Source organism: Citrobacter sp. CRE-46, from assembly GCF_059615875.1.
Genome location: NZ_CM184341.1, coordinates 202,472 through 215,151, shown reverse-complemented (window position 1 = coordinate 215,151; position 12,680 = coordinate 202,472). Strand labels below are relative to the sequence as shown.

The following is a 12,680-nucleotide window of genomic DNA, read 5'->3' as shown; positions in this document are numbered from 1 at the left end:
GCGCGCCCGTCAATCCCTTAGCATCAAAATGGCATTTGATCGGCGAGAAAGTCAGCAGCCTCCGTTACTGGGCTGCAACCTTCTTCGCGTCCGGGATACGGCACCAGTTGTTATTCTCGTTAATACCGCCATTTGGCGAGGTATAACCAAGGCAACCTAAAATAGTGTCGTACAGCTCCACGTGACGACGCGGCACCTTCATATCCGCTTCTTGCTTCAGATGGGCGAACGCCTTCGCATGATCGGGGTCTTCCAGATACTTGTCAGACATCCACACCAGCATAGGAACGCGGAACTGCTCAGGCGGCGCCATTTTACGCGGCGTCCCGTGCAGGTGCTCACGCTCGTTAATTGACTCACCGTGATCGGCAGCGTAGAACACTATCGCTTTCTTATCGCGCAGTTGATCAAATACTTGAGTGATAAAGTGATCAACATAAGTTACCGAGTTATCGAATGAGTTGATCATCTCCGCTTTTGAGCAGCCGCTATCAACATTGACGCATTCCGGCTTCCACTGTGCATATTCACGGGTGTAGCGCTGCGTATAGTTAAAATGCGATCCTTTGGTATGCAGAATAATCAGGTGATTACTACCGTCATCGTTCTGCTGCAGAGACTGCTGCATCTCGGGAATCAACAGCATGTCATCAACGTTTTTGCCACGGTTACGCGGCTCAGCGCCGATCTGCTCACGGTAGGAGATATTCTCCGCCATGGTATTACTGTAAAACCACATCTCGCTTTGCATGGCGTAGAGATCTGTCTTGAACCCTAGCTGAGTAAGCACGGCGAAAACGTTTTGTTCTTTCAGCGTACGCTGCGGATTTTCTTCCGCCCCACCCTCACGGACAAACATGCAGCGCAGAGAAAGTTTGGTTGCCGTATCGCAGGAATATCCGCGGAATGCGGCCAGATTTTTCTCCTGGGCGAGCCTTGGCGTGGTATTTCGCTCATAGCCAAAAATTCCCATATGATCCCAGCGGGTCGTTTCCCCGATAATAAAGACCACATAGGTGTCGTCGAGGTTCTTCGGCGCGACATAGGTAAACTTTTTGGCCGGGTTCATCAGCGATTTGTTATCTGAAGACTCATCCACCTGCGCCCAGGCGTACAGGCCCAACGCTGAGAGCCAGTTTGACGGCAAATAAGAGTTCGCCACAACCCCGCCATAGCTGGGTAGATCGATGCCGGTTTCCCGTTCAACGCTTCTCTGTTGCATGCTCAACAGGCGAATCGGCACCCACACCATCAGGCCTGCCAGTAACACCACCGCCACGCTACGCCATCTCATGCCCGGCGTACGAATCTGTCTCATCAGCGTATAACGGCAGCGGTTACTCCAAATAAGAACCAACGGCACAATACTGACTGAAACCAGCCACACGATAAAATGCCAGCCGACAACTTCTTTAGATAAATCAATATCCGTGGTCATGACGGAGGCAATAATACCGTAGCCAATTACCACGTTCAGGAAGGTCATATAATAGCTGGCGCCGGCAGAACACAGCACCACAAAGGTTGCCAGCACACGCCAGGCCCGGCGGCCGAATAAAGAGAGAAGACGTAATAAAAAGAAGGTCACCAGCACAGTGCCAGCTAATTCAACAACCGCAGAGAGTCCTTTCCAGACGGTGAATTCGTGCGCATATCCGCTAAAGCGACGGAAAAATACAGCACAGTTCATAAACAAACCGATATAGATTGCCAGCAAGAAACTGAGTTTCTGCTGCGTCATCGACTTAATGTATCTCATGCAAACAAACCCTGGGGATCGGGATAAAAACTCCCTGTGCAGCGGCCAAACAGACCAAACAGGGGAAAAATGCGACAACAGCAGAGGTGAAATCTACGGGCGCGGGTAAGTAGACCACAGGAGGGAAGAAAAGTGCTTATAGAGAATGCAAATGACGCATATATTTTTGTAAATATATGCGCCAGGTATTAATCAGGCTACTAATAGATTTAGGCGTGCGCCTCGGTATATACGCTACGTTGCGGCTGGCGAATAGTGGTGGAAAGTGCCAGCGAGATGATTAACAGCGCAAAGATAACGCAGAAGGTCACATAGAATCCGCCAAACAGCGAGGCGATAATGGAACCACAAATACTGCCGATACCGAAGCCCAGGTAAATAACCCCGTAGTTTTTAGCCAGGTTATTGAGACCAAAGAACTCACTCACCAGTGACGGGAACACGGTGATGGTGCCGCCAAAGTTAAATGCCACGCAGGCAATCGCCGCAAAGAACGTAACGTCATTGAGCGGGGCGAACAGCAGTGCCGCCATACCGACCAGCGAAACAACCTGACCAATGGTGATAACACGAATACGAGAGATTTTGTCGGACAGAATACCCAGTACCAGACGGCCTGACAGGTTAGCGATGGAGATGACGGTCACTGCATTTGCCGCCGTGGCTACGTCCATATGCGCCAGGCTCTGTGCAATATCTTTCGCCACGCCAATTACATACAGCCCGCTCATACATGCAGTCAGGAACATCACGGCCAGCATCCAGTACTGTGGTTTACGCATGGACTGCGCCAGAGTGTAGTCGTTCTCGACCACGCCATTTTTCGCCTTCACTTCCTGATTCGGCGCATCTTTCATCAGCATGGAGCCAAAGACGATCATCACCAGCACAATTGCGCCCCAGATCATAAAGGTTTTTTCCAGACCCACGGTGCTGAGCAGTTGGCTGTCGATAAATTTAAAACCGAGGCTACCCAGGCCATAAGAGCCGATGGCAAAGGCGGAAATCAGCCCCTTACGCTCAGGGAACCATTTTACGCAGTTGGAAAGGGTTAACAGGTATCCTGCGCCATCCGCCAGGCCGACCAGTACGCCGGCGCTCAACCACAGCATAATCAGGCTGTCAGAGTGGGCGGTTAAGAAGAAGCCGACGCCCAGTAAGATACCGGAGGCCATGGTGACGCGTTTCACGCCAAAACGTTCTTGCAGTTTTCCGGCGACGGAAGAAGAAATCGCCAACCCCAGGCTCAGCAAACCAAAGGAAAATGCAACCTGACTCACCGGCGCGTCCAGTTTAGAAGAGAGCGCGCCATTAAACAGGCTCCAGGTATAAACAGAACCTAAGGCAAATTGGGTAATGATGGTGCCGATCAGTGTCAGCCAACGGGTACGCTGATAATCAGAAGTTTTCATGGCAGTCTTCCTGCATAAGCAAAATGGGAAATTCTCTGCCAACAACCATACCGAAGCGCCATTTATACCAGGAAAAAACGGCATGAAATGCCGCCAGGACGGAATGAAATGCCTGGATTGCGGAATGAATGACGAGACAAAAAGTCGGGATACTGAATTTTATCGCAAGAGTTAGTACCCACTATCGCTGGAAGGCGTGTGATTATTGATCCTGATATGTAACTAAGATGTATAACCAATGATTTCTTTCGTTAAAATTTAGCGCTAACCCCCATGGTGTACATATAGTCGCTATTGTTGGTACTGTTTTCTGCCTGAGAAAGTGCGGCGTAAGCCGCCATATGCGGGTTCAACAGCATATCCGCACCGACGGTAACATCCAGCCAGTTACCGTCCTGTCCTGCTGTCGTCATGCGGCTGAGGCCCGACTGCGCCTTCCAGATATTCTCGCCAAACTGTTGGTTATAGCTGATTTGCGCCCATGGACGCACATCACCGAACTGCGAATTGACTCGCCAGCCTAACGTGCTGACGCTGGCATGCCACAACGGATCGGTCGGTGTTATCGAGGTCGCGCTATCACCAAACTCGTTGTAGGTAGACGTGGTTGAGCCGTCATAATGTAAGGCGGCGACCGGTCCGGTCGTTACCTGTCTGGAAAGAGGGAAGTTCCAGCCCATACTCATGCCGCTGGTCGTATCCATCAGCGTCTGATCGGCCAGATTCACCACCGGACCCGCCACGTTCTGCGTAGAACGAATACGTTCCTCCAGAATGTCGTTATAACGTGGTTGGTGATCGCTGTCCCATGTATAACGTTCAGCCGTATGCCCTGACATCGCATCAACGATATATTCTTGTTGCCAGCCATATGCTGTATTGATGGACAGCGCACAAACTACGACGCTCGCCAGAGTTAACCTTTGGCGACCACTACTGTTTCTTATAATCATCAACGCGACTCCAGAAAAGAGCCGAATTCGGCGATATTATTGTCATTGTGTGTAGGAAATCGGGCCCATCAGGCCCTGTATTAAATATTGTCTTTTTAGCTGGCGCGTCAAGGCGGGCCGAATGAAATTTTTACGCCAGTAAAAACAGCGAGGAAGAATATGCAGCGTTGCGGATGGGTCAGCCAGGACCCACTTTACATTGCCTATCACGACAAGGAATGGGGCGTCCCCGAAACCGATGGCAAGAAGCTGTTTGAAATGATCTGCCTGGAAGGCCAGCAGGCGGGATTATCATGGATTACCGTACTGAAGAAACGGGAAAATTATCGCCACGCCTTCCACCATTTTGATCCGGAAAAAGTGGCAGCCATGACCGAAGAGGATGTGGAAAGGCTGGTACAGGATGCCGGCATTATTCGCCATCGCGGAAAAATTCAGGCCATTATCGGTAACGCTCGCGCCTTTCTGACCATGGCGCAAAACGGTGAACCGTTTAGCGAGTTCGTCTGGTCATTTGTTGATAACCAACCGCAAGTGACCTGCGCCGCCAACCTGAGCGATATCCCCACCTCAACGCCTGCGTCAGATGCTCTGTCTAAGGCATTAAAAAAACGCGGGTTTAAGTTTGTCGGCACCACCATCTGTTACTCCTTTATGCAGGCCTGTGGTCTGGTCAACGACCATATCACCAGTTGCATCTGTTACCCAGGGGCACAACATGATTCGTGAATCTAAAGCTGACGATCTGCCGTCAATTCTGGCGCTGTGGATGGAAAGCACGATCCATGCCCATCCGTTTATCGACGAACGCTACTGGCGCGAAAGTGAACCCGTCGTGCGTGATGTATACTTGCCCGCCGCGCAAACCTGGGTGTGGGAAGAAGAAGGTGTACTCAAAGGCTTTGTCAGCGTGATTGACGAACGCTTTCTTGGCGCGTTGTTTGTCGCGCCAGCGGCCATCAGAAGCGGAATTGGCACAGCGCTGGTGCGGCATGTCCAGCAGCGCTTTTCCCTGCTCAGCCTGGAGGTCTACCAGAAGAATCAGTCAGCGGTAAACTTCTACCATGCGCTGGGTTTTCGCATTGAAGACGGCGCATGGCAGGAAGAGACTCACCACCCCACGTGGATTATGGGCTGGCAGGCGGATCAAACGCCGTAAGCGTCAGGGCGGGTCCATTGTATTTTTCGAGCCACGCCAGCGCAGTGTTGCCCGCGCAGCCATTCCCCAGCTTCGAGCTGGGGAGATCTTTGGTCAGCACATTGACGGCGCCATTTTTACAAATACCACCGGCAGTAAGATCCAAATCAGGCCAGGCGCCTTCATGAATGCAGATGACGCCAGGTTTGATCCCTGTCGTCACGACTGCACCCGCCAGAATTTGCCCACGCGGGTTCCACACCCTCACCGTGTCGCCATGCTTAATACCACGAGCGTTCGCGTCCTGCGGATGGATCGTAACGGGCTCACGATCCGCCACCGCATACTGCTCACGCAACGCACTGTAATTCAACTGGCTGTGCAAACGGTGCGCCGGATGGGCGGAAAGCAGCTGTAACTGACCCGGCTCGGCGTTACCGAACCACTCATCAGGCGCCAGCCACATCGGGTGCCCCGTACAATCCGCATAGTCGTAACCCGCAATCCTTGCGGAGTAGATTTCAATTTTTCCGCTATCCGTTTTCAGCGGATGCGCCTGTGGGTCGCGGCGAAAATCCGCAAACCGAATAAATTGCGCGTTGGCGGGGTTTTCCGGCATTTCTATCAGGGCGTTGCGCTGCCAAAACTCGGTAAAGGGCGGCAGTGTAACCTGCTGGCTGGCCCCGCGCTGCCCGGCAATATTGTAAAAGGTCTCCAGCCACGCCAGCTCGCTTTTACCTTCGGTGAAGCGTTCATACCCGCCCTTTTCCCAGCGCTCGCTCAGTTCGGCAAAAACATCAAAATCATTGCGCGCCTCATACTGCGGCGGCACAACCTGCTTCATCGGCACCAGGTGCTGGTTGCTGTAATCACCCGTCATGGTGAGGTCGTTGCGCTCAAACGAGGTGGTCGCCGGTAATACGATATCGGCATGCTTTGCTGCGGCAGTCCAGAAACACTCCGAGATAACCACCAGCTCCGGTTTTTGCCAGGCGCGAATCAGACGGTTGGTGTCCTGGTGATGAGTAAAGTTGGCCCCGCCGGCCCACCACAACATGCGGATGTCCGGGAAATGCCGGTCCATTCCATTGTGCTGGTAAAAACCCCCGGGGTTCTCCAGCGCTTCGACAATTCGCGCCACCGGGATTTTATCCACCGCGTCGGTGCCGCCTTTAACGCTGCCCTGCATTGAAGCCAATACAGCGGCACGACGCGTTGGGTTACCGCCGTTGGCAAAATGGTACGACAGCCCAAAGCCACCGCCAGGCGTGCCGATTTGCCCGAGCATGGCGGCCAGGGTGACAATCATCCAGTGTTTCTGCTCGCCATACTGTTGGCGCTGCATCCCCCACCCCGCCATCAGCATGGTGGTGTTTTGGTGAAATATCGCCGCCAGTTCGCGTATTTTTTCCGCTGTTATCCCACAAATTTCAGCAGCCCACTCTGCCGTTTTTGCGACATTGTCAGTTTTACCCAGCAGATAGTCGGCAAAGCGGTCATAACCGGTGGTACAGCGGGCGAGAAAGTCCGCGTCGTGCCAGCCGTTTTCCACCAGCGTATGCGCGATGCCCAGCATCAGCGCCACGTCGGTTCCCATATGCGGGGCGATCCATTCCATCTTATCGCCAAAGAAGTCCACGCTTTCCGATCGCATCGGATCGATACAGATCAAACGCTTGCCGCTATCACGCAATGCCTCGAAGTAAGCGAGACCCTGTTCGTCGGAAGCATTCCAGGCAATCTTCAGGGTATTCAGCGGATTGGCGCTCCATAACACCACCACATCGCTGTGTTCCAGCACGACAGGCCAGCTGGTCTGTTGCTGGTAAACTTCGTTACCGCCCACCACGTACGGCATGATGGCCTGCGCGGCGCCCGTGGAGTAATCCCCCAGATGCCCGGTATACCCCCCCGCCAACGCCATGTAGCGCTGTAACAGGGTCGCGGCTTTATGTAACACACCGTTGGAGCGCCAGCCGTAGGAACCAGCGAAAATCGAGGCCGGGCCATAGCTGTCACGGATGCGTTTATGCTGCGTATGGATAAGCGTCAGCGCGTCATCCCAACTGACGCGAACAAACTCATCCTGCCCGCGCACGCCTTGTGGGCTTTCCGGCGAGGCGAGGAAGCCTTTACGTACCATCGGAAAACGTACCCGCGTTTTACTGTGTACCTGGTCACGCACCACAGTTTGCAAAGAGTTGGGATGAGTGGTGGGCAATGCGCCACGGGAGGAGAAAACGGTCTCGCCATCGGTTTCGACGCGAATAGGTCCCCAGTGGGCGGCGGTTAACACCGAGTAGTGTGCGGGTGAATTAGTCAAGATGGCGCTCCTGAATACGATGTGGCGGCTTATTTATTCTGCCGTTCAATGTTACTTACAAATTTCAGAGTCTTCCCTGGAATTTTCTTCATGTTCACACGTCATAATCAACCGCCACCGTCGCTGTGGCAAAGAAGAATAAGTCATTAAGGAATTGAGATGAAGAAACGTGTTTTTGTTATTGCTGCCATCGTGAGCGGCGCCCTGGCGGTTTCTGGCTGCACAACAAACCCTTACACCGGCGAACGCGAAGCGGGTAAATCCGGCATTGGCGCAGGCATTGGCTCTCTGGTCGGCGCAGGTATTGGCGCACTCTCTTCTTCGAAGAAAGATCGCGGCAAGGGCGCACTGATTGGCGCAGCGGCTGGCGCGGCCGTTGGCGGTGGTATCGGCTATTACATGGATGTGCAGGAAGCAAAACTGCGCGAAAAAATGCAGGGAACCGGCGTCAGCGTGACGCGTAGTGGCGATAACATCATTCTGAACATGCCAAACAACGTCACCTTCGACAGCAGTAGCGCTAACCTGAAACCTGCCGGGGCTAACACCCTGACCGGCGTGGCCATGGTCCTGAAAGAGTACAATAAAACCGCGGTTAACGTGCTGGGCTTCACCGACAGCACCGGCAGCCAGGATCTGAATATGCGTCTGTCGCAGCAGCGTGCGGACTCCGTCGCCAGCGCCTTGATCACTCAAGGGGTCGCGGCTAACCGTATCCGCACTCAGGGTATGGGTCCGGCAAACCCAATCGCCAGCAACAGCACGGCGGAAGGTAAGGCGCAGAACCGCCGCGTAGAGATCACCTTAAGCCCGATCCAGTAACGTTTTGAGCCGGAGACAGGCTGCGCCCGATCCGGCATGAAGCACTTGCCATCGTTGATTTTCGCGTTAAGGTGTTGTCACCAAATTCAGGGAAATCAGCGATGAGCAAATCAACACGGGCAACCATCAGCGATGTGGCGAAAGCCGCAAAAACCGGCAAGACCAGCATTTCACGTTACCTCAACGGTGAAAAGCACCTGCTATCCGACGCGCTGCTGGCCCGCATTGAACAAGCCATTGCCGATCTCGACTATCGACCCAGCCTGATGGCACGCGGCCTGAAACACGGTCGCACCCGCCTGATTGGCCTGATCATCGCAGATATTACCAATCCCTACTCTGTCAACGTATTAAGCGGAATTGAAGCCGCCTGTCGCGATAAAGGCTTTACCCCCCTGGTGTGTAACACCAACAACGAAGTGGATCAGGAGTTGCACTATCTTGACCTGTTGCGCAGTTACCAGGTCGAAGGGATTGTGGTCAACGCCGTTGGGATGCGTGAAGAGGGGCTGAACCGCCTGCAACAGTCTGCGCTACCGATGGTACTAATTGATCGTAAAATTCCTGATTTCGCCTGCGATATGGTCGGGCTGGATAACACCCAGGCCGCAACGGTTGCTACGGAACACCTGCTTGAACAAGGCTTTGAAGCCATTCTGTTTCTCAGCGAACCACTCGGCATGGTGAATACCCGCCGCGAACGTCTGAGCGCCTTTCGCGCCACGCTCGCACGCTACCCCGGCGTTATCGCGCAAAATGCCGAAGTTCCGCTAACGGACAATGCGCAACTGGATGACACGCTGCGCCAGTTCCACCAGCAGCATCGAGGCATGCGCAAAGCCGTTATCTCCGCCAACGGCGCCCTCACGCTACAGGTTGCCCGCGCCCTGAAGCGCATTGGCCTCAACTGGGGCAGCGATATCGGCCTGCTCGGGTTTGACGAGCTGGAATGGGCCGAGCTGGCGGGTGTCGGCATTACCACGCTGAAACAACCCACCTGGCAGATTGGCTACACCGCCGTGGAACAGGTTGTACGCCGGATCGATGGCGGTTCTGATGCCATTCAGGAGCAGGTTTTCTCTGGTGAACTGATCGTGCGCGGATCTACCGCCCGTTAAATTTCCTTCGTGATGGTGATCATAAATTCAGCATCATGGGCTTTTCTTTGGAACCGGTTCCATCTAGCGTTATAGCAAGAATGCTGGTTATGGAGTTTCCATGAAAAGAAAAATTATGGTGGTCACCGCCGCCTACGGCTATGAGCAGGTCCGCGCTGCGGGTGGCCAAACCGCCATGCTGCCCATCATTGCTGAAGCCGGTGCTGACGGCGTCGAAATTCGCCGCGAGATGTTAACTGACACCGAACTCACCACACTGTCAACGATGGCCTCAGCGATCGAAATCTTCGGCCTGCTGGCCTGTTATTCAGCGCCTGAGCCGCTGTTCCTTGAGGACGGTAACCTCAATCCCCGTCTTCCGGCGTTACTCGCGGAAGCGCAGGCCCTGCAAGCGCTGTGGTTAAAAGTCTCCCTTGGTCATTTTTCCCATACCGGCCAGTTCGACGTTTTACGTACATGGCTGGCTGACAGCGGGATGGAGCTGGTTGTCGAAAACGATCAGACCGCCTGCGGACGCCTGCAGCCAATGCAGCGCTTTAACGAAGCCTGCCAGACGCAAAACCTGCCGATATCGCTGACCTTTGATATGGGCAACTGGCTGTGGGTTGGCGACTCCCCGGAAGAGGCGGCGAAAAACCTGGCGCCAACCGTGGGATACATCCATGTCAAAGCCGCAGTTACGCATCACGACAGCTACCGCGCAGTGCCGCCTGATGCCGCCGAACCGCGCTGGCTGGCGCTGTTAAAAACGCTGCCTGACGATGTTCCGCGCGGCATCGAGTTTCCCCTGGAAGGGCAGGATTTGACGGCGGTTACCCGCCATTACGTCGAGCTGTTACGCGAGGAGTAACGCATGAAGAATTCACTGGATGTGGTCACCATTGGTGAAGCGATGGCGATGTTTGTCGCCACGCAAACCGGCGACCTGGCGGATGTAGAGCAATTTATCAAGCGCGTGGCAGGCGCTGAACTCAACGTGGCGACCGGTCTTGCTCGTTTGGGTCTGAATGTCGGCTGGGTAAGCCGCGTAGGTAACGACAGTTTTGGCCATTTTATTATTAAGTCGCTGGAAAAAGAAGGGATTGATGCGCAGGGAGTCACCCAGGATGAGCGCTTCGCTACCGGCTTTCAGCTTAAATCTAAGGTCGAAAATGGAACCGATCCCATTGTGGAGTACTTCCGCAAAGGGTCCGCAGCCAGCCATCTCAGTATTGAGGATTACCACGAGAACTATTTTGCCAGCGCACGTCACTTGCACCTGAGCGGCGTGGCAGCCGCGCTTTCCGCCAGCTCCTATGAACTTCTGGCGCATACCGCCCGCACGCTGAAAGCCCTAGGGAAAACCATCTCCTTTGACCCGAATTTACGTCCGGTGCTGTGGAAAAGCGAAGCCGAGATGGTGGAAAAACTGAACCGGCTGGCATTCCAGGCTGACTGGGTTTTGCCTGGTCTAAAAGAGGGAATGATTCTCACCGGACAACAAACGCCTGAAGCCATCGCCGACTTTTATCTGCGCCATGGGGTGAAGGCAGTCATTATCAAAACCGGGGCAGATGGCGCCTGGTACAAAACCGCCAGCGGCGAGCACGGCTGCGTCGCACCGGTAAAAGTCGACAACGTGGTTGATACGGTCGGCGCTGGCGATGGCTTTGCCGTGGGCGTGATCAGCGCTCTGCTGGAAGGCCGCTCGCTGCATCAGGCGGTGACCCGCGGCAATAAAATTGGCGCACTGGCCATTCAGGTTCAGGGCGACAGCGAAGGATTACCCACACGTGAACAATTAGGGGAATAAACCCCCGGCCAACTCTGTACCCTACATACAGAGGCGGTGTATCAGCATAATCAGAGGGCAGTCTATGAATAGCTCAACCAATGCAGCAAAACGCTGGTGGTACATCATGCCAATCGTGTTTATCACGTATAGCCTGGCGTACCTTGACCGCGCGAACTTCAGCTTCGCCTCCGCCGCAGGCATTAACGAGGATCTCGGCATTACCAAAGGGATCTCTTCCCTGCTGGGCGCTCTGTTTTTCCTTGGCTATTTCTTCTTCCAGATCCCGGGCGCAATTTACGCCGAGCGTCGCAGCGTACGAAAACTGATTTTTGTCTGCCTGATCCTGTGGGGGGCTTGCGCCTCGTTAACCGGGATGGTCAGCAATATTCCGATGCTGGCCGCTATCCGCTTTATTCTTGGCGTCGTTGAAGCTGCCGTGATGCCCGCAATGCTGATTTACATCAGCAACTGGTTTACGAAATCCGAGCGTTCACGCGCTAACACCTTCTTAATCCTCGGTAACCCGGTGACTGTCTTATGGATGTCCGTCGTTTCCGGTTATCTCATTCAGGCGCTGGGCTGGCGGGAAATGTTCATCATCGAGGGCTTCCCGGCCATCATCTGGGCGTTCTGCTGGTGGGTACTGGTAAAAGACAAACCGTCTCAGGTCGGCTGGCTGTCGGAATCCGAAAAAGCTGCGCTTCAGGCCCAACTGGAACAAGAGCAACAAGGGATCAAAGCCGTGCGTAACTACGGTGAGGCCTTCCGCTCACGTAACGTCATCCTGCTGTGTATGCAGTATTTCGCCTGGAGTATTGGCGTCTACGGTTTTGTGCTGTGGCTGCCGTCCATCATTCGCAACGGTGGCGCAAATCTGGGGATGGTGGAAGTTGGCTGGCTGTCATCCGTACCGTATCTGGCGGCGACGGCAGCGATGATTCTCGTCTCCTGGGCCTCTGATAAACTGCAAAATCGTAAGCTGTTTGTCTGGCCGCTGTTACTGATTGCCGCTTTCGCCTTTATCGGCTCCTGGGCCGTTGGCGCAGATCACTTCTGGGTGTCCTACACGCTGCTGGTTATCGCGGGCGCGGCAATGTACGCCCCATATGGTCCCTTCTTCGCCATCATTCCTGAAATGCTGCCGCGCAACGTGGCCGGTGGCGCCATGGCGCTGATTAACAGCATGGGCGCATTAGGCTCATTCTTTGGTTCCTGGTTTGTCGGCTACCTCAATGGCGCAACCGGCAGCCCATCCGCCTCGTACATTTTTATGGGGGTAGCGCTTTTTGCCTCAGTATGGCTAACTCTTATTGTTAAGCCTGCTAATAATCAACAGCTACCTGTTGGCGCACGCCACGCTTAAATTTTAACTTACGGAGAT

At 54.1% G+C, this 12,680-nt stretch carries 12 protein-coding genes; 8 read left to right on the top strand and 4 right to left on the bottom strand.

The features are described from left to right. Positions 1-64 precede the first annotated feature (64 nt). Entirely contained in the window at positions 65-1,759 is a 1,695-nt protein-coding gene (gene eptB / locus AC534G_RS01025; protein WP_110496554.1) for a kdo(2)-lipid A phosphoethanolamine 7''-transferase, read from the bottom strand. A gap of 209 nt (positions 1,760-1,968) precedes the next feature. Further along, positions 1,969-3,171: an L-lactate MFS transporter gene (locus AC534G_RS01020; protein WP_038635150.1), complete on the bottom strand. Its 1,203-nt coding sequence runs from the start codon at positions 3,169-3,171 to the stop codon at positions 1,969-1,971. On the opposite strand from AC534G_RS01020, the gene AC534G_RS01015 reads away from it, so the two are divergent. Then, on the top strand, positions 3,170-3,346 hold the full coding sequence (locus AC534G_RS01015; RefSeq protein ID WP_159121630.1) for a hypothetical protein: 177 nt from the start codon (positions 3,170-3,172) through the stop codon (positions 3,344-3,346). The genes AC534G_RS01020 and AC534G_RS01015 overlap by 2 nt on opposite strands. A 76-nt stretch (positions 3,347-3,422) precedes the next feature. On the opposite strand, the gene AC534G_RS01010 is transcribed toward AC534G_RS01015, so the two are convergent. Continuing rightward, a complete protein-coding gene (locus tag AC534G_RS01010) occupies positions 3,423-4,124 on the bottom strand; it encodes an autotransporter outer membrane beta-barrel domain-containing protein (protein ID WP_038635151.1) in 702 nt (233 codons plus the stop codon). A gap of 159 nt (positions 4,125-4,283) precedes the next feature. Between AC534G_RS01010 and tag the strand changes: the two genes are divergently transcribed. Further along, complete coding sequence (tag, locus tag AC534G_RS01005; RefSeq protein WP_038635153.1) at positions 4,284-4,853, top strand: DNA-3-methyladenine glycosylase I; 570 nt, start codon at positions 4,284-4,286, stop codon at positions 4,851-4,853. Next, positions 4,843-5,283 carry an N-acetyltransferase gene (locus tag AC534G_RS01000; RefSeq protein ID WP_069323746.1) on the top strand — a complete coding sequence of 147 codons (441 nt, stop codon included), beginning with the start codon at positions 4,843-4,845 and terminating at the stop codon, positions 5,281-5,283. Before tag ends, AC534G_RS01000 begins: the two co-directional genes overlap by 11 nt. On the opposite strand, the gene AC534G_RS00995 is transcribed toward AC534G_RS01000, so the two are convergent. Continuing rightward, positions 5,252-7,585, bottom strand: coding sequence for a molybdopterin guanine dinucleotide-containing S/N-oxide reductase (locus AC534G_RS00995; RefSeq protein WP_110496552.1), 2,334 nt, complete (start codon positions 7,583-7,585; stop codon positions 5,252-5,254). The two genes, AC534G_RS01000 and AC534G_RS00995, sit on opposite strands and share 32 nt — an antisense overlap. A gap of 159 nt (positions 7,586-7,744) precedes the next feature. On the opposite strand from AC534G_RS00995, the gene AC534G_RS00990 reads away from it, so the two are divergent. The 5 genes from AC534G_RS00990 (at position 7,745) to AC534G_RS00970 (ending at position 12,662) form a co-directional block, all read left to right on the top strand. Next, the gene (locus AC534G_RS00990; RefSeq protein WP_003827397.1) at positions 7,745-8,407 is read left to right on the top strand and encodes an OmpA family lipoprotein; all 663 of its coding nucleotides are present in this window, start codon (positions 7,745-7,747) and stop codon (positions 8,405-8,407) included. Positions 8,408-8,508: 101 nt separating this feature from the next. Next, the gene (locus AC534G_RS00985) at positions 8,509-9,525 is read left to right on the top strand and encodes a LacI family DNA-binding transcriptional regulator (RefSeq protein ID WP_061380947.1); all 1,017 of its coding nucleotides are present in this window, start codon (positions 8,509-8,511) and stop codon (positions 9,523-9,525) included. Positions 9,526-9,625: 100 nt separating this feature from the next. Beyond that, positions 9,626-10,375, top strand: coding sequence for a sugar phosphate isomerase/epimerase family protein (locus tag AC534G_RS00980; protein ID WP_110496550.1), 750 nt, complete (start codon positions 9,626-9,628; stop codon positions 10,373-10,375). 3 nt (positions 10,376-10,378) lie between these two features. Then, positions 10,379-11,317: a sugar kinase gene (locus tag AC534G_RS00975; RefSeq protein WP_110496548.1), complete on the top strand. Its 939-nt coding sequence runs from the start codon at positions 10,379-10,381 to the stop codon at positions 11,315-11,317. Positions 11,318-11,381: 64 nt separating this feature from the next. After that, the gene (locus AC534G_RS00970; protein WP_038635177.1) at positions 11,382-12,662 is read left to right on the top strand and encodes an MFS transporter; all 1,281 of its coding nucleotides are present in this window, start codon (positions 11,382-11,384) and stop codon (positions 12,660-12,662) included. The last annotated feature ends 18 nt before the right edge of the window (positions 12,663-12,680 follow it).